The organism is Streptococcus sp. 20925_1_22 (genome assembly GCF_041431685.1).
Lineage (GTDB): Bacteria > Bacillota > Bacilli > Lactobacillales > Streptococcaceae > Streptococcus.
The window spans coordinates 110,650-131,312 of the sequence record NZ_JAPVYE010000002.1 but is presented as its reverse complement, the minus strand read 5'-3'; the positions used below and the strand labels follow the sequence as shown (position 1 = coordinate 131,312).

General features: G+C 43.1%; 21 protein-coding genes. All 21 read right to left on the bottom strand.

From position 1 onward, the window contains the following. Nucleotides 1–55: 55 nt before the first annotated feature. The 21 genes from O3621_RS03120 to O3621_RS03020 all read right to left on the bottom strand — a co-directional run bounded on the left by O3621_RS03120 (nucleotide 56) and on the right by O3621_RS03020 (nucleotide 20,553). Entirely contained in the window at nucleotides 56–1,465 is a 1,410-nt protein-coding gene (locus tag O3621_RS03120) for a hypothetical protein (protein ID WP_371513640.1), read from the bottom strand. Between the two features lie 10 nt (nucleotides 1,466–1,475). Continuing rightward, the gene (locus O3621_RS03115; protein ID WP_371513638.1) at nucleotides 1,476–2,561 is read right to left on the bottom strand and encodes an NAD-dependent epimerase/dehydratase family protein; all 1,086 of its coding nucleotides are present in this window, start codon (nucleotides 2,559–2,561) and stop codon (nucleotides 1,476–1,478) included. Next, a complete protein-coding gene (gene ispD, locus O3621_RS03110; protein WP_072074728.1) occupies nucleotides 2,542–3,264 on the bottom strand; it encodes a 2-C-methyl-D-erythritol 4-phosphate cytidylyltransferase in 723 nt (240 codons plus the stop codon). The genes O3621_RS03115 and ispD overlap by 20 nt, the downstream gene beginning before the upstream one ends. Continuing rightward, on the bottom strand, nucleotides 3,261–4,586 hold the full coding sequence (locus O3621_RS03105) for an O-antigen polymerase (RefSeq protein ID WP_371513636.1): 1,326 nt from the start codon (nucleotides 4,584–4,586) through the stop codon (nucleotides 3,261–3,263). The genes ispD and O3621_RS03105 overlap by 4 nt, the downstream gene beginning before the upstream one ends. Beyond that, on the bottom strand, nucleotides 4,586–5,509 hold the full coding sequence (locus O3621_RS03100; protein ID WP_371513634.1) for a phosphorylcholine transferase LicD: 924 nt from the start codon (nucleotides 5,507–5,509) through the stop codon (nucleotides 4,586–4,588). The genes O3621_RS03105 and O3621_RS03100 overlap by 1 nt, the downstream gene beginning before the upstream one ends. A 5-nt stretch (nucleotides 5,510–5,514) precedes the next feature. Next, nucleotides 5,515–6,474 carry a glycosyltransferase family 2 protein gene (locus O3621_RS03095; RefSeq protein WP_371513633.1) on the bottom strand — a complete coding sequence of 320 codons (960 nt, stop codon included), beginning with the start codon at nucleotides 6,472–6,474 and terminating at the stop codon, nucleotides 5,515–5,517. Between the two features lie 90 nt (nucleotides 6,475–6,564). Further along, complete coding sequence (locus tag O3621_RS03090; RefSeq protein WP_371513631.1) at nucleotides 6,565–7,398, bottom strand: glycosyltransferase; 834 nt, start codon at nucleotides 7,396–7,398, stop codon at nucleotides 6,565–6,567. A 10-nt stretch (nucleotides 7,399–7,408) separates the two neighbouring features. Continuing rightward, nucleotides 7,409–8,269, bottom strand: a complete 861-nt coding sequence (locus O3621_RS03085) for an NAD-dependent epimerase/dehydratase family protein (RefSeq protein WP_371513629.1) — start codon at nucleotides 8,267–8,269, stop codon at nucleotides 7,409–7,411. Between the two features lie 6 nt (nucleotides 8,270–8,275). Further along, nucleotides 8,276–8,881, bottom strand: coding sequence for a sugar transferase (locus tag O3621_RS03080; RefSeq protein ID WP_371513628.1), 606 nt, complete (start codon nucleotides 8,879–8,881; stop codon nucleotides 8,276–8,278). Nucleotides 8,882–8,896: 15 nt separating this feature from the next. Beyond that, nucleotides 8,897–10,699 (bottom strand): polysaccharide biosynthesis protein, encoded by a 1,803-nt coding sequence (locus O3621_RS03075; protein ID WP_371513626.1) that lies wholly within the window; start codon nucleotides 10,697–10,699, stop codon nucleotides 8,897–8,899. Nucleotides 10,700–10,737: 38 nt separating this feature from the next. Beyond that, on the bottom strand, nucleotides 10,738–11,436 hold the full coding sequence (locus O3621_RS03070) for a polysaccharide biosynthesis tyrosine autokinase (protein WP_002905547.1): 699 nt from the start codon (nucleotides 11,434–11,436) through the stop codon (nucleotides 10,738–10,740). Nucleotides 11,437–11,446: 10 nt separating this feature from the next. Continuing rightward, a complete protein-coding gene (locus O3621_RS03065; RefSeq protein ID WP_002894051.1) occupies nucleotides 11,447–12,142 on the bottom strand; it encodes a Wzz/FepE/Etk N-terminal domain-containing protein in 696 nt (231 codons plus the stop codon). A gap of 7 nt (nucleotides 12,143–12,149) precedes the next feature. Beyond that, nucleotides 12,150–12,881: a capsular polysaccharide biosynthesis protein Cps4B gene (cps4B, locus tag O3621_RS03060; protein WP_125340251.1), complete on the bottom strand. Its 732-nt coding sequence runs from the start codon at nucleotides 12,879–12,881 to the stop codon at nucleotides 12,150–12,152. Continuing rightward, nucleotides 12,878–14,386 (bottom strand): LCP family protein, encoded by a 1,509-nt coding sequence (locus tag O3621_RS03055; protein WP_125340250.1) that lies wholly within the window; start codon nucleotides 14,384–14,386, stop codon nucleotides 12,878–12,880. The genes cps4B and O3621_RS03055 overlap by 4 nt, the downstream gene beginning before the upstream one ends. Nucleotides 14,387–14,589: 203 nt before the next feature. Further along, on the bottom strand, nucleotides 14,590–15,189 hold the full coding sequence (gene nrdG / locus O3621_RS03050) for an anaerobic ribonucleoside-triphosphate reductase activating protein (protein ID WP_185760148.1): 600 nt from the start codon (nucleotides 15,187–15,189) through the stop codon (nucleotides 14,590–14,592). Further along, a complete protein-coding gene (locus tag O3621_RS03045; RefSeq protein WP_371513623.1) occupies nucleotides 15,186–15,704 on the bottom strand; it encodes a GNAT family N-acetyltransferase in 519 nt (172 codons plus the stop codon). The genes nrdG and O3621_RS03045 overlap by 4 nt, the downstream gene beginning before the upstream one ends. A gap of 9 nt (nucleotides 15,705–15,713) precedes the next feature. After that, nucleotides 15,714–16,211, bottom strand: a complete 498-nt coding sequence (locus O3621_RS03040) for a GNAT family N-acetyltransferase (protein ID WP_371513621.1) — start codon at nucleotides 16,209–16,211, stop codon at nucleotides 15,714–15,716. 52 nt (nucleotides 16,212–16,263) lie between these two features. Then, on the bottom strand, nucleotides 16,264–16,404 hold the full coding sequence (locus O3621_RS03035) for a hypothetical protein (protein ID WP_002911455.1): 141 nt from the start codon (nucleotides 16,402–16,404) through the stop codon (nucleotides 16,264–16,266). Between the two features lies 1 nt (nucleotide 16,405). Continuing rightward, a complete protein-coding gene (nrdD, locus tag O3621_RS03030; RefSeq protein ID WP_371513619.1) occupies nucleotides 16,406–18,601 on the bottom strand; it encodes an anaerobic ribonucleoside-triphosphate reductase in 2,196 nt (731 codons plus the stop codon). A 222-nt stretch (nucleotides 18,602–18,823) separates the two neighbouring features. After that, on the bottom strand, nucleotides 18,824–20,371 hold the full coding sequence (locus O3621_RS03025) for a heme transporter CcmD (protein WP_371513617.1): 1,548 nt from the start codon (nucleotides 20,369–20,371) through the stop codon (nucleotides 18,824–18,826). Nucleotides 20,372–20,409: 38 nt separating this feature from the next. Then, a complete protein-coding gene (locus O3621_RS03020; protein ID WP_002899268.1) occupies nucleotides 20,410–20,553 on the bottom strand; it encodes a hypothetical protein in 144 nt (47 codons plus the stop codon). Nucleotides 20,554–20,663: the final 110 nt, after the last annotated feature.

Sequence of the window (20,663 nt, the reverse complement as noted above, 5' to 3'; positions counted from 1 at the left end):
AGCCCAGACAGGGCTTAGTATTTAGATTGTTAAACTATTTATAATTTATCAAGCATCAACGAGCCTGCAATTGTTGGAGCAGACCTTTCAAACTTTGGTATTTGTAAATGCTATAGGTCAGATAGACAAATCCGTAAGCTGCTGCAGCTAGATAAACTGATAAAAACCAATTCGAAGCAATAAACACAAGTGTCATTAGCAACTCAACCCAGATATCTTTGACGACCTCGATCTGCATCCTCTTGGCTAAGATTAGCTCTGCCAATATACTCCTAGTCGCAAGCAGCAGCACGATAGACAGAACTGTAGCATTTAGATTGCGCAGAAAAACTGCAAAAATCAAGGTAGTAGCAAAGCTTAAGAGCATGGCAATTACATTTACTTTAAAAATCTGCCTCTCCATTCGCAAGGCTTTTAAGTAGGTATTGATAAGCAGAGCCATTTTTCCCTCATAGACAGACATAGGAAAGACTAGAGCCATAAATATCAAGGACTCTCTGTAAGCCGGCAGCCAGCTGTCCAAAGCTATTTTCAGGGGATAATACAGCAAAAGCACTCCAAACATAAGAACCATCAGGATATTCCGCAACTGACTGTAAATCTTAGGCAACTTGCTTTCGTCCGTCCGTTTCAAAATCGGAAAGATGACCAAACCGATAGCGTTGATAAAGGTCATAAGCAGATTGGAAATACTCAGGGTCAAGGATACTTTCCCAAATGTAGCAATATTCCATACCTTTTGAATCCCCATTCGAACCGTTCCGATAATGAGCATACTGGCTACATTTGATAGCATCAGATTAATTCCGACGGCAATATTGCTAACCGTTTCCCGTATATCAAACTTAAACTGATTGAGAGGTCGCAGGGCCATATCTCGGCACAGATACATAGCATAAAAAAGAGAAACAATTCTACCAATCAAATCTGCATAGACCATAATCTTGAAATCTCGAAAACCCACGAAAATAAAGACCAGTAAAAGCAGTAAATAGAGGAGTCGGTCTCCACTGACAACATAGGAACTTTCCTTTAGTCGATTAGTCATCTGAAGAACGTAAACAAAGAGAAAGCGCAGATTGGTAACCAACATGGTATAAACCAAAAGTGTAAAAACAAACTGACTGCTATCATCTCTAATAAAGGCAGAAATTCCTAATAAAAATAAAATTCCAATCCCTGTCAAATAGATCAAAAGCATGAGAAACTGAGAGAAAAACTTTTCTTTATCCAGATCATCATACTCCAAACCACCGTAGCGAAGGTAGATTCCATCCACCCAGCCCAGATGAACAAAACCGGCATAAGATAAATAGAAAATATAGAGTTGCCAGTAGCCATACTCCTCTACACCCATAATCTTAGGCAAAATCAAGACAACCAGAGAAGAAACTATTACTGTCAGCAAATTGGACAAGACGACATAGGAAAAATTAGCTATTATTTTTTTAAATCCACCAGACAAATTTGCCCTCCTATTCCTTCCTATCTGCTGCCATGCTCTCAATCAAACGTAAAAACATGGTTTCTAAATCAGTATGAGCTTGCCAGCCCAAACTCTCAAGCTTGTCCGTATTGAGACGAATCTTAACTGTCGGATTATATCCTAGCTTTTCCACATCCTCTGCCAAATCAAAGACCAAATTCGATTCATTGCTACCGCTTAGTTCAATAACCATTTCCGCCATCTCACGAATGGAAATAGCCGTCTCTTTATTGGCGACATTATAAGCTTGATCTGCTTGGCCTTTCAGCAGAATGTAAAAAATGGCTTCAATGGCATCTTTGGTATAGCAGTAGTTCCGAACAGTTTCCCCTTTAGTTCGGAGGATAATATCTCTCTTTTCAAGAACGGCACGTGCAAACTGCGCAAAAACTCTGTTGTCTTCATAGCTCACACCTGGGCCAAAAGTTTGTGACAAACGAGCCATTCTAACTGGCACCTGATACTGATGACAATAGCCTACACACAAGGACTCTGCCATGCGCTTGCTTTCCGAATAACTGCTACGGACACTGGTTGGATCCAAATAACCGTAATCTTTCTCGCTAATGCTAGAAGCATCGGGATTTGTCGTTCCATAGACTTCCAGAGAAGAGAGGTAAACCATACTGTGAACCTGCTTATTTTTAGCCAGCTCCAGCAGTTTTTTCGTTCCATTTACGGCTAGATCAATTGTCTCCACAGGATGCTCAACGAAAAAAGAGGAGTCCGTCGCACTGGCTCCATGGATAATATAATCCAAATCCTCCTCTATCTGCCAATCTGACAGCAAGTCAGCATACACTAGCTTCAGATTCTCACTATGTAAAAAATCCTGAAACAACTCTTCCGCTTTTTTCTGATTTCGTGCTAAAGCGACTACTCTGACATTGGCTCCGTACAAATCATTTAAAGCCATCAAAGCGGAAATACAGTGTCTGCCTATAAGTCCGGTTGCTCCGGTTATCAAGACTGTGACATTTCTCAGTTCTCTGAGAATAGGACTGACAGCAGCTAGGTCTTCCATATCCTTTTGTAAAATTGTATTATTTCCCATATCAACCAAAAATTTGTGCATTTTCACGCGCTTCGTAAATCGCTCTAAAAATATAAAAATCAGATGGAGTCGTAATTTTGATATTTTCACTGCCCCCCATGACTGTATGCAGAGGGAGTCCAAAATAACGAGCCAATGTCGCAGAATCCGTCATATCAAACTGATTCTCTGCCTGAGCTTTTAAATGCAGGGAGTGAATCTTCGAAAGCGCGAAGGTTTGAGGGGCGACAGCTGTCTGGCAAGTGGAACGCTCGATAACCTGATTAATAACATCCGCCTCATCGACCTGAATAACTGTTTCGATAACCGGCTTAACCGTAATAGCTGCCCCATACTTTTTTGCTGCCTCAATATTTTTAGAAATGATTCCCCCGTCAATCAAAGGGCGAACACCATCATGAATCAACACATAGTCGTCATCGTTCTTGTACTTTTCCCGTAAGACAGCGAGACCATTAAAAATAGACATTTGGCCAGTCTCTCCACCAGGAACTACTTGACTGACTTTTTTAATATTGAATCGAGCTAATAAATCTCTGCAGTAGTCCAGCCAGCCGTCTACACAGACAACCACAATGTCCGAGACTGCCGGATGGTCTTCAAAGTGCTCAATCGTATGAATAATAATTGGCTTACCGTGCAACTCTAAAAACTGCTTGGGTAAGGTCTTGGTATTCATGCGGCTGCCTGTGCCGCCTGCGAATATCAGAGCTGATGTCGTCATACCGATACTTTCCTTCCTCTCGTTGTAAATCGCACTCTACTCAGTAAATCAGCTGCCATATAAATCACAAAAGCATAGATAATCCGATTAATATGGGTTGTCAACAATGACAGCAACGTTTCCTGAAAGAATGAAATGACTAAAGGATACGCAAATAAAGCGAAAACAATAACCTTTAGCGGGGTGAAATAGCGTTTTTTGATAGAATAGTAGAAACTTCCGTAAAAGAAGCCATATAAAAGCTGAAAGATAAGGACTGAGAAATAGCCAAAATCCTTGATAAAATAGTAATAAATTGTGTAAACATTGGTTTTATCGTCGTTAAAATGAACAACAGGCAAGAAAGGTGTCAGCTCATGGCTAGACAGACCGAGGGATTTCAATGTTCCATAGATAGCAATAAAAGTATTTTCTCCAAAGACTTGATTATCGCTATAAAGAGTAGGATTTTTCAGATAGTAGTCTAAAGCCTGAATGGGTGAACCCATATATTTAACCAAATTATCCAAAATTCCGAACTCTGCCCGACTATCCACTCGATTGAGAACAAAGGTTCCAACCGCCATAAATAATACAAGGAATACAAAGCCAATTATCAGCAAAGAGCGAAAAAGCTTCACACCATACCTGCTGTCTTTCCACGAATAATACTTCGAGAAAAACAACATATATACAATAGCATAGCCTGCAACCAAGCCCAGCAACTCCGTACGCCCAGTAGACAAAAGGGAAATACCTAAAGAAATCAGACTAACCAGCAGTAACTTGCCCTTGTAGAAAATGCCATCTTTTCCTGAAAAAAGAGATTCACAGAAAAAGTAGAAGAAAACAATTCCTAAGGAAAAGTTAACTCGCAGCAAATTGAGGCTAAGACGACTAAGAGAGAAATCATAATTTGTAGTCATATGCCGAGCCAATTCAATGGTTTTAAACAATCCCCCCGGTACCTGCTTGCTCTGCGCCGCCAAGTAAAGCAAATCGGAATAAATAAACCTGACCGCATAAGCCAAAAACAAGAGAACTAAAATAATGAAAAAATTACTCACCTTTATTTGACTAGGTTTGGCGTCCAACTTCCTCTCAGCAAACAAATTCGATGACAAGAGGACTCCCATTAAAAAAATGGCATTCCCAACAAAGATAACAGTGACCGTTATCAGAGAAAGTCCCTCTCCCCATTTGGATGAATAAAATGCGGTAAAAATACTTGCTATCATCCATATTGCCAAGTATATAAAAGCCGGGTTAGCATAGTCTCTTCCTACTGTTTTGATTGTCAAAAACAAGAGGAAAAGGCCACCCAAAATTAGTAAAAAAACCATTATCTTCCTTCTATTAATTCAACCCAATTATCTCTCAGTCTGACATGACGTTCTGTCTGTTCTTTTTTTTCAGGCGGTGTCATGTAATCACCATAGCGATTAGTCAGATACTTGTCCGCATCATTAGGTCCATCGAACTCATAGCCTTCAAAGGAATACTTTTTAGCTGGATAGAAACTTTCATAGTCGATAGTCTCTCCCAAATAGCCTTTTACACCATAAGCAATTGTTATTTTTGAAGTCTTCTTATTAGACTGGATGAGTTTTTCCATCAACTTATACATATTAGCCGGCCCCATGATAAAAGAAGGGAATCCTATCAGTCTTCTGATCCAAAGATTTTGTCTGAGTTCTTTGGATTCTTTAGCCATATAGGTCAGATGCGGTGTAAACTTTGTATAGCAACGTGAGCTATTGTGTGACAAATCCAAGGCTCTGAATAGAAGACCCTTGAGCTTGCGAAGCATGTTATTCTCTGGGACAAAGTCAATTGGCAACATATCAAGATAAAGATGTTTCTTTTTACTGAAACCTTCTCCCAAAACATCATAGTAGGTCAGTGACTTGCTCTGCAGCTTTAGAACCTTAAAGACACTGTCTGTCGCATTCGCAGGAGAGACCAGTTCGAAGTCCTCGCTGTCCGCAAAGATTTCCTGCAGACGATTGTAGTCCTCTCGGAACATCACTAAGTCGATATCATCGTCCCAAGGGATATAGCCCCCATGTCGCAAAGAACCAATCAAGGTCCCTGCAACCATGTAGGAATGAATATGATGCCGACGACACTCTGCATCAAATTTTTTATACATTTTTAAATAGGCTTTTTGTAAAACCTTTAATTTATCATCCGTAATTTTCTGATACATGGGGCTGAAGCGTTCTCCCAAAGCCAACTCCCATTCAATCTTACTGGTTCCTCTCATTTTTCTTACCTCCCAAACTTTTTCAATAATCTCCTAGCAAGTCCATTCAGTGAGTAGGTGTATACCAAATCACTGATGAAATCTTTTATTGTTCTATACTCCCTTATTTGAAACATCAGTCCCAAAGCCCAAAATGGATTTCTAGACTGTAACAATTTCAGTCTAAGATTGGTCAAGGCCAAAGCCCTAGCAATCTGTCGATGGTCCGCCTCAGAAATCTGTCGCTCCTCTGCGATTTTTTTCACGGACTCATAGCGACTGATGACCTTCTGTAAATAGTTAATCCTAGATAACCTTGTTTTGTTAAAACTGAGCGACGACGCAGACTGGGTTACATTTGCCTGATGAATGCGGTGCTGATCCAGAAGCTGGTCCAAGCAAACAATTTTTCCATACAATGGAGCCAGCATACCAAATAAAACATCATGATAGTCAAATCCAGGATAATCCGTATACTGTTGCTCTAAAATATCAGTCAGTATCGACTTTCTAAAAGCTGTCTGATAACCTGACGGCCATTTTTTTAGAAGCCAAGCTAGATTTCTTTCTTGCCTTTCTCCTGAAACCTTGGGCTCCTTGATGACCTGACCATTTTGATCAATCAAGTAAGACTGGCCATAAACCATAGCAGCACCTGTTTCTAACAGTACTTTCTGCAAGGCAGCTGTTTTATCAGGCAACCATTTATCATCCTGATCAGCGAAAAAAACAATATCGTTCTCAGCCAAACTCGCTAATTTTATAAAAGTTCGATAATGACCCAAATTTTCCTGATTTTCAATCAGCTGCCAATCAGTCAGTTGGTGCTTGGTGATGTAATCCTTGATTAGTGCCACTGTCTGATCTGTCGAACAGTCATCACAGATAATGACCTGATCAGGCTTCAGCTTTTGAGTGCGGATAGAGTCTAGTTGCTCCAAAATAAAACCCGCCCCATTATAGGTCGCCATCACGACAGAAATCATTTCTCCCTCCTTCCTAAACTTTTCATCCTATATCCCCCTAACTCCTAGCTTTCTCCCTATCTAAGCTAGACTGCTCTGTCTGTAAAGTCATTACTTTCTTCTAAGCAGATACTTATAAATGAACGCTTTTATCCAAATAGGCGTTCCCACAAAAGCACGAATCATCAACATATTTTGATAATATTGCCCTCGGTTCAACATACCATGTGACAGCAAAAAAGTATTGACCACTTTCCAGCTGGCAATCTGCTCTGTCTGGCTTCTTCTCATATGCATGCCGTTTCCGACGCGAGCATAAACCAAGACCCGATTAAGATTGGCGAAACGACAGCCCTGAGCAGCCATTCTCGCCCAAAGATAATAGTCTTCCACTAAAGGCAAGGACTTGTAATTGCCTGCTTTTAAAACAGATGATTTCTTGAAAAAAACCGTCATGTGACAGAAAGGATTTCTCCTCTGCAACCTTTTGATAATTTCTTCATGGGAAAGCGGCATTTGTTTCTCTGCCACTATTTGATCTGGTTCCGTGTCAAATTCTATGATATTGCCACCCAGAACATCTAACTGCGGATGCTGCTCAATATAGTCCACTTGTTGCTGGAAACGGTCCGGTGTCGCAATGTCATCTGTATCCATTCTAGCAATCCAATCATAAGAGCAAGCCTCAACTCCCCGATGCAAAGCTTCTCCCAATCCGACATTTTCCTTTAAGGGTAGAACTTTCATCTCTGGAAATGTTTCCTTGAAATCTCGAATCGTCTGATAAAGCTCTTCTGTCAGCGGCCCATCCTCTACAAGGACAAGCTCATCTGGCTTGCGGCTCTGCTCTATAAGAACGCTATTTAGGCTCTTTCTTAAGAAATCCGGATTCTCTTTCTGATAGACAGACATCAATACCGAAAACTTCACTAACAATCCCCCCAATCATCCTAAACTAGTTTCCCTTCTCCGTCCTCTCAATAGACCTCCTAAAATCTGCCACCTGATAAGACTGAGGATAGCTAGACATCTCTTTTTCATAAGTTAAATCTGAAAACAGCTTATTTAGAGTCGAAACATAGCGGGACAATTTTTTTAAAATCAAGTTAAATGCTGGCAGCAAGACTACTCTCTGACCATGAGTCCGTTTTATTTCTTTGACTAGCTGAGAGGTGTTGACATAGTCCTGATTTTGAGGATAGAAGATACCGCTGTCTTGATTCTGAACAATCAGCCTGATAAACTCACAAAGATTGTCAATATAAATCATACTACGTTCATTCTGAACCAAAGGGAAGACTGGTAGCTTCTGAGCCAACTTTGACAATCGCTTATAGTTTCCTTTAGCTTGATGACCATAAACCATTGGCGGCCGTAAAACTGCCAATTTGAAATCTTCGCTCTCCAATTCCGCCAGAAGTTGCTCAGCAGCTAGTTTGCTTTTGCCATAAAAAGAATCAGGACGCTCTTTTGTATCCTTTGTGATAACCCGATCTCCCAAAACTTCGCCATAGACGCTCATGCTGCTCATAAAGATAAACTGTTTGACGCCTTCGCGTTTAGCCTTTTGAGCCAATTCATACGGTAGCTGAGTATTGACTTGATTATATACCGATTCCATCTCTTTTGATGGGTTGGAGATATGGACAATCGCCGCCAAATGCAAAATTACATCAAAAGACGAAAAATCTTTCTCCTTCCAGGTTTCCCCGCGGACGTCCAGCTCATCAACCTGAACATCCTCCCGTGAGGAAACATACCTCTTAAAGCTCCGGCCGATATAGCTACCCTCTCCCGTAATTAATATTCTTTTCATCAGCCTTTAATCTTTCTTTTCCATATTTCCCGTGCCCCCTTCGACAACTCCTTCGCTCTTGACTACACTCTTAATGGTGCCAAAGAAACAGCGGACATCCAATCCAAAAGATAGATGCTGGACGTAGTAGCCGTCCAATTCAGCTTTCTTAGCAATCGGCAACTCATCTCGCCCGTGAATCTGAGCCCATCCCGTCAGACCTGGCAAAACATCATTTGCTCCATAGCGGTCTCGCTCTTCAATCAAATCATACTGATTCCAAAGAGCCGGTCTTGGACCTATGATACTCATGTCACCCACAAAAATATTCCAAATCTGAGGCAACTCATCCATAGACGTCTTCCTAAGAAACTTCCCAACCTTTGTAATCCATTGCTCAGGATTTTCCAGTAAATGAGTTGGGGTATCTTTAGGGGTGTCAATTCGCATCGTTCTGAATTTCAAAATATAGAAGTGTTTCTTATGCAGACCGACCCGCTTCTGTTTGAACAAAACTGGTCCTTTTGAATCCAATTTAATAGCAAGTACTAGAAGCAGAAAAAACGGTGATAAGGCAATCATTCCTAAGAATGATAAGACTATATCTAATGTTCGTTTAAAAAATTTATACATGATTATCCTAAAAACTTATTGCTGTGCAAACTTTACCAAGCTGTCCTTGAGATCATTTGCACCAAGAGACAGAAGAGAGTCCACATAGGAATCCACCTCGGTCTTGGGCAGCGACTGAACATTCCCTACAAAAATCTTTTCATAGACTTGATCATTAACCTTTTCCTTGGCAGACAAGAGCTCTTCATAAAGCTTTTCACCCGGTCGAATGCCTGCTTCTTGAATCTGAATCTCCTCTTCAGTATGGCCACTGAGCGTGATCATCTTTTTAGCCAAGTCCAAAATTTTCACAGGCTCGCCCATATCCAAGACAAAAACCTCTCCCCCTTGCATCAAGGCTCCAGCCTGAATCACCAAGCGGCTGGCTTCTGGTATGGTCATGAAATAGCGTGTCATTCGAAAGTCCGTCACGGTGATAGGACCTCCCTTGGCAATCTGCTCCTTGAACAAAGGAACGACACTACCTCGGCTGCCCAAAACATTCCCAAAGCGGACAGCTGAGAAAAGAGTCTTTCCTTCTTCATTTAAACTGGTCACGACCATTTCTGCTACACGTTTAGTTGCCCCCATAACATTAGGCGGGTTGACCGCCTTATCTGTAGAAATCATAACAAATTTCGCGACACCAGCTGCCTTTGCTGCTTCTGCTACATTTCGTGTACCATAGATATTATTTTTGACCGCTTCTGTCGGATTGTACTCCATCAAAGGAACATGCTTGTGAGCTGCTGCATGATACACTCGATCAGGACGATAGGTTTCCATAATATGGAAAATCCTCTCTCTATCTTGAATATCTGCAATGATTGGAATCAACTCAATATCATCTTTATAACGGCTTGACAGCTCCTTGTGAATCAAATAAATTGAATTTTCTCCATGACCTAGAAGCAGGAGCCTAGCTGGGCAGAATTGAGCAATCTGACGGCAAAGTTCCGAGCCGATAGAGCCGCCGGCCCCCGTAACAAGAACTGTCTTGCATTTAATATTGGACTTCAAACTTTGCTGATCCAGCTTAACTTCTTTACGCCCTAACAGATCTGCAATATCAATTTCCTGAAGTTTGCTGACAGATAGTTTCCCCGTAATCACCTGTTCATACTTAGGCATGGCATTGACCTTGACCTCCGTCTGTTGGCAGTACTCTACGATTCGCTCGTAATCATCCGGAGCCAACGAAGGAATGGCAATGACAATTTGTTCAACTTCATAATTCCCTACAATTTCAGGTATCTGCTCAGTTGTTCCTACAACTTTTACTCCATGAAGATACGTATTTTGCTTATTCTTATCATCATCCACAATCGCAACTATCTTTAAATCTTTTGATTTTTGCTGGGCTGTCTTGATAAAGAGACTAGCACCATCCCCTGAACCAACAACAAGGGTCTTCGTCCCATCTACTTTCTTACCCAGTAAGGCTGAAGGGTGCTGCACAAATTCATGAATCTCCCGCCAAGTCAGCCTTGAAGCAATAACCAACAAAAACGATAGCAGCATAGAAAGAACAATATATCTACTATTTGTGGATTCATAAAAAATTTTCTCTACAATATATACAATCGAGTAAGCTCCCAAAATTGAGCCCCCTACTCGAAACATTGTTTTGTAATCTGTATACCTTGTAATGGTAGAAAATACATTCGACAGTGTTGCAAATGTCAAATACAGTACAATAATCCCTATTAAAATAGAGACAAAAGATAAATCCGTTATCCCGACATATTTCGCTAAGAAGAATTTTGAAATCCCCTGACTTATACTGAGCAAAATAATATCAACAATAATTAAGATGACTCTTTTTCTCGCTCTTGTCATGTTCCTAATCTCCCAATTATCCTAAAACTCTTTATTCCCTATTTCCCATAATTGCCATAGCTGCCATATCCCCCATAAGTTCCGTAGGCACCATAGCGCTCCAAATCAATGTTATATTTATTGAGGACAACACCCAAAAAAGGAGTTCCCGTTTGTTCCAACTGCTCTTTAGCTTTCATGACTGCTTTTCGTTTGATATGGCCTGCTTGTGTCACCAAGAAGCTAGCATCACATTTCTGAGCGATGATAGCCGCATCAATGACCAGACCAATCGGTGAAGTATCTACGATGATGTAGTCATAGCGGACACGCAAGTCAGTCAAAAGCGCTTCAAACTGCTTGCTTTGCAAAAGCCCCGTCGGATTAGGTGATACTGGACCAGATAAGATCACATCTAGGTTGTCCAGATCTGTATCGTTGATGACTTCATGCAGGGCAGCCTGTCCTGACAGATAGTCCGTCAGTCCTGATACTTTTCTCTGACTGCTAAACACACCGGACATGACTGAGTTGCGGATATCCGCATCGATCATCAAGGTCTTGTGACCAGCTCTGGCAAAGGCGGCCGCGAGATTGACTGAGGTTGTAGACTTTCCTTCATTTGCCGTCACCGAGCTTATTTCGACCATCTTGATATTGGCGCCGCTCAGCTGTACATTAGTACTTAGAGCATTGTAGTATTCCTCGGTTAGTTTGACAAGGTTCCTTTTTTTCCTAACTAATTCTAAGGTTGCCATTTTCTCTCCCTTACATTCTGTTCATATCTGGGATAACGCCCAATAGCGTCAAGCCCATGACTTCTTCAATGTCCTCTGGCTTCTTCACCCGATCATCCAGGATTTCTACAGCGATGATAAAGATCGACATCAGGACGCTGCCCCCTAAAAATCCTAAGATAACATTACGCCGAATATTTGGTGAAGAAGGCTCTGCTGGGACTGTTGCTTCTTCCAAAGTTGTCACATCAGAAACTTTTGTCACCTCGATGATTTTCTCAGCGGCGATATTACGAAAGGCATTGGCAATGCGAGCCGCTTCCTCCGGATTGTCATCTTTAACTGTAATCGAAACGATACGAGTATCCGCCGGAACGGAAACGGTGATGTGACGCGTCAGCTCTCTTGGTGACGTTTGCAGTTTCAACTCACTAATTGCCTGTGACAGAACCGCCTGTGACAGAATGATTTCCTTAAAGTCCTTAACGAGGTATGAACCCGCCTGCAGGTCCTGATTAGTCAAAGCTGCCTGCGTTTCATTCTGACGGCTAACCACATAGATGCGTGTGGTGCTCTGATACATTTTCTTAGCAATAAAGACGCTGTAGCCAAAAGCCAGCAAAGAAAAGAGCACAGCTCCCAATACGATAGTAAATTTCTTCAACCATAAGGCTCTGAGCAAGGACAGAATATCGATTTCTACGATTTGCTTTTCTTGTTTTTCCATTTTTCCCCTAAATCAATTCATTTTTCAATAATAAGGCTTGGTTGCCGCCAAAGAGGGCTTCTGCCCGGCGGGAACCGTATTTCTTAGCGACGATGTCAAAGGCCTCCTTCATAAAAGGCGGTCTCTGACTTAGATTGTGCATGTCGCTGGCAACAAAGTGGACCAAGTCCTTCTCCAAAAAGAACTGAGCCCGTTTTTTCATAAATTTATGCGAGTCTCCAAGCAGCTTAGGCTTCAGAACACTGGAGCTGTTAATCTGAGTATAGCAGCCCATATTAATGAGTTCCTGCACCTTCTTTTCATCATTTTCCAGGCAGTGATAGCGCTCGATATGAGCCACGACCGGTGTTAGACCTAAGCGCAGAATCTGAGCCAAGCCTTTATGAATGTCCTTATAGGGCGTCGCCATGCTAAACTCAATCAACACATAGCGTGTACCAGCTAGACTGGGGAAAATCCCCTTTTCCAACTTATCCGCCACATCGCTAGTGTAGTAAACCTCTGCCCCATAGAGAACCGTCAAGTCAGGCGCTACAAGCTCTGCCAGTTCTTTTACCATTTTAAAATTAGCGCTAATGGTCTCTTCAGGCGTTTCAAACATACCCTTTCTGCGATGAGAAGTAGAGATGATGGTCCGAACTCCCTGTCGATAACTTTCTTCCAGCAGTTTTTTGGAATCCTCAAAATTCTTAGGGCCATCGTCCACATCAAATATAATATGAGAATGGATATCAATCATGGTGTTTTCCCTTCCATTACCTGCTGAATCGCTGCCTTAGCATTATCAAGGCTTTCCGGTTGGATTTCCATCATGTAGAGATTAGAATCTGGCATAGCATAGGATGGTAAATCCATGCGTCCGTTTCCGCTGATGGCTTGTGACTGAACTTGATAGCTTCCCCCTGACTCCAGCTGGGTATTGACCAGATTCATAAGAACAGGCAACTCCATGTTAGTCTGGATAGAGTCCTGCAAGCCGGAAATAATCTCGTTGTAGTTCTTCAAAGCACTGGTTGAAGTCAGCTTTTTAATGACTGCTTCGATAACCTTTTCTTGATTTTTTCCGCGGTCATTGTCACCACCCTGAAGGGAGTAACGCTCGCGAACAAAGCCTAATGCCTGATCTGAGTTCATATGGACTTTCCCTACTGGGAAATGATGATTACCATGTCGGCTGGTAAATTCTTGGTCATTTTCAACATCAATCCCACCCAGCAGGTCTACTAGCTTGAGGAAGGAAGTGAAGTTCAGACGAACATAGTAGTCAATGCGAATCCCGTAAAGATTTTCCAGCGTGTGGACAGAAGCATCTACTCCATAAATCCCTGCATGGGTCAGCTTGTCCATCTGCCCAGCCCCTCCATCTGCAATCGCCACATAAGAATCACGAGGAGTTGTAGTCAAGAGGACTTTCTTGGTCTTGCGATTGACCGTCATGATGATATTGACATCTGAGCGTGAGACAGATGAGATAGACCCATAAGTGTCAATACCGCTGACATAGATATTGAAGACATCCGCATTGGCATCATCCCTGCGCTTGCCTGTCTCTACTTGACGGGTGATTTTATAAGTATAGATTTTCTTTATCTTTGAAGCATAATCAGCATCGTGAGAAGCCAGCATATCTCCAAATGAACTATTGAGGGCAATAGCTTCCGCCTCTTGATTGATGAGGGCCTTGTAGGCTGCAATATATGAAGAGCTGTTTTCCACTGTGAGCTCTGTCTTTTTAGTCTTCTTGATGTGGTCCAGAAGAGCCGTTACATTGTCCTTGTCTCCATTTTCAGTCGGAGCTGTCAGCTTCTGCAGCTGAGTCACATCTGATTTATCGCTGTCCGCCCGGACATAAACGGCCATTTCAATTTCAGAGTAATTTGAAGTGGAGTTCACACCTCTAGATAAGTCCATCAATTCCTTGACCCCGTACATGGCTCCTGAAGATACCAGCAAGGTCACAAACAAAAGCACCGTGGTCAGAACTTTGAACTTATTTTTCCATATAAAGAAGGCTGCCAGTAAAATAACAGCCGCCAAAAAAGCAGACAAAACAAGGTTCAGGTGATGAAACGCCAGAACATTATTTTTAAATATAGAAAAAACCAGCAAACCTGAAACCAAGCTTACCAATGTCAGTAAAGCTGCATTAAAGAGCCTAAGCTTCTTCCCCTTTTTAGAAGCAGGCACATTTCTCCTATGATGATTCATAATTCTCCCTTTTTCTCCCCTGAGATATAAATACATTTTATTATATCATAAATGCATTATGATACACTAAAATATTTAAAAATATTTTAGTTTTTTTCAAATTTTGTTGACAAAAAAGGACAGTCTGTATTAATTTTCAGTAAATTCCTTCTTCATTCTCGAAAAACCGATATTTTATACTGTTTTTGGCAACAGAAAAAGAGGTGAACCCTCTTTTATATCAGTATTTTGCTTGTTTTTTAAAGCATCTTATCTCTGTCAACTTGCTCATAGGCCTGCAAGCCATCATTGAGCTTCTCCCAGATGACTACCTGGCCTGACTGAAGGGACTTCTGGACATCAATAATGCGCTGATTAGAAGAACCGCGAAACTGCAGCATGAGATTCTTCTTGGTAAGGTCAAAACGGCCGTCCACCAGAATATCAATCAAACTCAGCAGCTCCAGCTTATCCTCCGTTTCCAGCATCATCTCCTCCCAGGTGTAACCCGTCCAGGACCAAATGTCCTTGTCCGGTAGCTCTCTCCGAATCCGCTTGACCAAGGGCAGGAGAATACCTGTATTGAGAAAAGGCTCGCCGCCTAGGAGGGTCAGCCCCTGCACATAGGGCTCCGCCAAGTCTTTCATAATCTGCTCCTCCAACTCTTGGGTATAAGGAATGCCAGCGTTGAAGGACCAAGTTGCTGCATTATAGCAGCCCTCACAGTGAAACATACAGCCACTGACATAGAGGGAGTTGCGGACACCTTCGCCATCTACAAAGTTAAAAGCCTTATAGTCAATGATTCGCCCCTTGCTCAGCTCCTCACTTTTCCATTCTTGAGGTTTGGGATTGTTCATGACACCTCCCCATCTAGCTCTATCCAGTAGCGCTGACTTCTATCGATTGTATTTTCGTAAACACCGCCAGCAGAGAGAATGGTGCGACGACTGGCTTCGTTGTCTTCATCGCAGGTAATCAGCACTCGTTCCAATCCTTGCTTTCGAGCCTCCGCTATTCCTAGCTCTAGCTGCAACTTAGCCAAGCCCTTTCTGCGTTGACTTGGCCGGATAGAATAGCCAATATGCCCACCCTCCACAAATAATTTCTCATTTAAGGATAGGCGTAGGGCTAAAAAGCCCAGAGGCAAGCCAGTCTCATCAAAGGATAAAAATTGAATGGCAGGAACCCAACCTGCTGGCAAGTTTGCCACATCTTCCTGCCGTTCTACAATTTTCAACCAATCCTCATATTCCTTTGCTCGCTTCCAAGTGGAGCCCATGCCACCGTGCATATAGGATTTTGCTGCATCGAACTCCGCAATCATCTCTAAAATCGCGTCTTTATCTTCCAAAGTTGGTCGTCGTAACTTCATAGGCTTTCCTCAATCTATATCAATCCAATAACGCTCTTTCCCGCCTCGAATATCCTCTAAAGCCCCGCCATTCGCCAGAATCACTGACCGGCTGGCAGCATTATCACAATCGCAAGTCACTAGGACTCGTTTAATATTTTTATTTTTGGCTACTTGCAAGCCTTGTCGCAGCTGCTCTTTTGCCAATCCTTGCCCACGTGCAGAGGGACGGATACTATAGCCGATATGCCCGCCTTCTTGGAACAAGTAGTCATTGAGCCGCAAGCGCAGATTGAGAAAGCCCACAGCCTGACCATCCGCTGCAAAAGAGATTAGTTGGATGTAAGGCACAAAACCTTGCGGCAAGCCTAGACCTGCCTCAGCTAGCTGAATCGTCTCCAGCCAGTCCTCGTAGACAAAATCCACTCCACCAAAGAAGCCATCCTGCCGGCTGCCAGCTGCTTCAAAGTCGGCCAGCATCTCTAAAATCTTTTCCTTGTCTTCTAGCTTCGGTCGTCTCAGTTCCATACTTCCTCCTGATACGAAGAGAGTGAGACCGCCTTGCGCCCCACTCTGACTTCTATTCTTTCTTGTTCTTTTCTAAAAATTGCTGACGCAGTTTGGCCAATCGTTCTTTTTTGCCGCTGCCTCCCTGCGAATGTTTTTCATGGAAACGCTGCACCTGAGCCTTTCCTTTGTCGTCCAATTGATACTTTCCCATCTTAATTTCCTTCGTACTTAATAGTCGAGCCATTCATGTGCTTGACCCGAGCTGATATTTCCTTGTGTCGGCCGTTAACCATCGGACGGGCTTGCGGATTTCCTAAGTAACCACAGGTCCGCTTGACCACATCGACCGTCTTGGGATCGCTGTTGCCACAGTTTGGACAGGTGAAGCCCCGCTCGGTCGGCGTGAAATCTCCCTCAAAGTTACACTTGTAACAGCGGTCAATCGGTGTATTTGTACCTAAGTAACCAACTCGGTCATAGGCATAGTCCCAAACTGCTTCCAGAGCCTTGGGATTTTGCTGGAGAACAGGATATTCACAGTAGTGGATAAAGCCGCCTGAGGCTCCCACTTCAGGATAAATCTTCTCAAAGTCCAGCTTTTCAAAAGGCGTTGGATTCTTGCGCACATCGTAGTGGAAGGAGTTAGTATAGTATTCCTTGTCGGTAATATCTGAAACAACCCCAAACTTCTCTGTATCCAAACGGCAGAAGCGGTCGGTCAGACTTTCAGATGGCGTCGAGTAGACAGAGAAATGATAGTCATACTGCTCGGACCATTCTTCCACCCGACGCTTCATATCTTTGACAATAGCAACCGTAAAGTCCTTGGCTTCAGGATTGGTCTCCCAATTACCGCCGTAAAAGACTGCTGCCACTTCATAGAGACCGATATAGCCTAGGGAAACCGTTGCACGACGGTGAGTAAAGAGCTGGTCTACCTGATCATACTTGCCCAAGCGTTGGCCAAAAGCCCCATACTGATAAAGAATCGGTGCATTGGCTGGACTGGCTTCCTTGGTCCGCTCCACTCGGTAGACCAAAGCGTCCTCAGCGATATTCATCCGCTCATTAAAGAGTTCCCAGAATTTATCCAGATCCCCCTCGGATTCAAGCGCAATCCGCGGCAGATTGACAGTAACAACTCCTAGATTCATACGGCCAGAGTTGACTTCCTGACCATTTTCATCCTTCCAACCTTGCAGGAAAGAACGGCAGCCCATCGGTACCTTGAACGATCCGGTCAAGTCAATAATCTTGTCATAGGAAAGCACATCTGGATACATGCGCTTAGTGGCACACTCTAGAGCCAGTTCTTTGATGTCGTAGTTAGGCGTCCCTGGCTCGAGATTGAGCCCACGCTTAAGGGTGAAAATCAGCTTAGGGAAAATTGCTGTGCGGTGCTCGCTTCCCAGTCCCTTGATGCGGATATTGAGAATGGCCTTCTGAATTTCCCGCTCAAAACGATTGGTCCCAAGACCAAAGCCCAGCGAGGTAAAAGGAGTTTGACCGTTAGAGGTAAAGAGAGTATTAATCTCATACTCCAGCGACTGCATGGCATCGTAGATGTCCTTCTTGGTCTTCGCCCAGGCGTACTCTTCCTGCTTATCCGGCAAAACCCATTGCTCCGCATCCTTGAGATGCTTTTGGTAATTAAGCTTAGCATAGGGCGCCAAGACTTCGTCAATTCGGTCCGCTGAGCAACCTCCGTACTGACTAGAAGCTACATTGGCAATGATTTGCGAGATTTGAGCTGTCGCGGTCTGGATAGACTTAGGACTTTCTACTTCTGCATTGCCAATCTTGAAGCCATTTTTCAGCATGCCGTCAAAGTCAATCAGACAGCAGTTCGTCATCGGTGTATAAGGGCTGTAGTCCAAATCATGGTAGTGGATGTCCCCCTTCTGGTGGGCATTGGCCACATGAGGCGGCAGCATCTTAAGGCCGATGGATTTGCCGACAATCCCAGCCGTCAAATCCCGTTGGGTATTGAAAACATCACTGTCCTTATTAGCATTCTCATTGACTACCGTGCGGTCTTTATTGAGGAGCTTGTCGATGGTAAAGTTGATATCAGTCGCTTTTGAGCGCTCAAAATCCCGTTGGGTGCGGTAAGTGATGTAGTTCTCTGCAATGGCATATTCCTTGGCATTCAAAAGCTCATGCTCAACGATGTTCTGAATCTCATAGATTTTGACATACTTAGCGAAGCGACTGCTGATTTCTGCCACAATGCGGTCTGTGATAGCTTCTAGCTTGGCTTCCAGCATTGGATTCAGCGGACCGACTTCCTGAGCTGCCCGCACCATAGCCTTATAAATCTTTGACACATCAAAAGCCACTCTGCGGCCATCCCGCTTCTCCACATAAATCGCTGGAGCAGTTTCAAACTTCTCTTCCCTTAAAATCATCACGAACACTTCCTTTTCTCTGCCCTTAGGACAAATCAAATCTCTTCAGACCAGCCACCTGCCAAGAAATTTATAGGAAATCTCCGACAGCAGTTCATCCAAAGAACAGTATTTTTTAAATAAGTCGATACAAGTTTCATTATAACACGTTAAAATTAAAAATCAATATGTTGTGGAAAAAAAGTTAATTTTTAACTTTAGACACAACATATTGATTTTTTACTATTTAAGTTGATAAAGCTTGAAATGGTCGAGTTTGAGGTCAGCTTCCTTGTAATTTTGGGAAATTAGCTGCTTCACATCTGATAGCAATTTGACATCATTGTTAACCAAAATATACTTGGGCTGGCTGTTTTCAAGTCCCTTCTGAAGACCCAAACGATTTTCAGCCGTTCCCACATACAAAGTTGGAGACAAGAGAGAGACAGCAGATAGGCGGCTGCTCTTCTGATACAGACTAGCCGAGGTGTCCCAGGCATAGATAGTATCCCCATCCTTGGTCTTTTCCTTAATATACAGAGCCGCCTCACTTCTTTCAGCAGATACACCGCTGGAAAGGATATACTCATTCACCAAAGGATAACCAATCAGATAAAAGATGGCTAAGAGTGGCAGAAAGAACTGGCCTGAGAGATAGGAAGTCCACATCGTAGGACGACGGCGATCTCGACGATGACGCCCTGGTGCCTGCTGCTTGCCTTTATTGAACCACAAAGCAAAAAGAATCATGGCAAAAGGCAGGGCCGGAAGCAGTTGATAACTGCCCTGATCTGGCAGGATAAAAGCCGCAAAGACAGTAATGAATAGCCCTAGCAGACCGATAAAGCGCAAGACGCGCAGGCTGGTTGCTTGCCCCTTTTCCCTTGAAAAGAGATTGGCACCCAAAGCAGAAATAAAACCTAGACCAACCGTCAGCAAGCCATAATAAATCAAATTAGAAAGGCTATGACTGCCAATCAAGCTGATGGAATCCCAAGCATAGGTCACCTGACTGATAGCCTGACCAAAGGTTTGATTGGCAACAGTAAAGTAGCCGATAGGATAAAAAATCACTGAGAAGCCAAAGAGACCAGCTAAAAGCTGATAAAAGCCTCGAGCCGCACGCTTGGCTGCGATATTGTAGACCAAAAGCACCAGAGCAGTCAAAGAGTAGAAGACTAGGCTGGAAACCGGATCAATCATAAAAGCAAGAGCTCCAAAAGCTCCATAGATAATGAACTTTTCATCCTTGATTGAATCCTGCAGATAGCGCACCAAAAAAGATAGATTCCAAAAAATAAAGGGCAGAACAAAAATACTAGAGTAAAGACCGCCAAATCCAAGAGCAAAGACTAGAAGGTAAAAGAGCAGTAGGAGGCTGCGCGATAAATCCTGTTTAGGCTGTAAGAGCACCAAGGTCTTGTGCAGGAAAAGTCCAGCCAGCCACAGAGCCAGCGTCTGAAAGACCATCCACAAAAGCTGGCCAAAAGCCAGGCTGCTGGTCCAAGCCATCAGATAGTAAAGCAGGCCACTAGTCCCATATATTTGCGAATAAGGCACCTGCCCCTGAGTCATGGCCCAGCCGGCATAGAGGTTCTGGCTTTGTAAATTCGTTGCTAGATTGGTCAACAAAGGATTGACCACACTCAGCAGGCTGATAGCCAAACTGCACAAGAGCGTCAAAAAATAGGGCGTCGGCTCTGGATTGGTAATTTTTTGCTCAGACCTTTCAGCCCTAGTCAGCTGCTCCTCTGAAACCTCTAAAACTTTTTCTTCCGTTGTATCATGCATATAAAATATTCTCCTTGATATCAGTCCCATCTAGTATATCAAATTCCTGTCCTCCTGTCAGCTTTCTCTTGACCCTTCTTCTGAGCATTATAGCTTCTAGCCAGCTCCTCCAATTCCCGAAAACAGCGATATTCTCTCGTTTCATAAGCAAGCGGCTGACTGGAAATTTTCTCCATTGTCATCTTAAAAAATTCCTTTATTTTTTACATTCGTAAAAACAGAGCAAAAATCCGCCCCCACATAAAAGCAAAAATGTCAAGAACACATCTCAGCACGATTAACAAAAGCACAT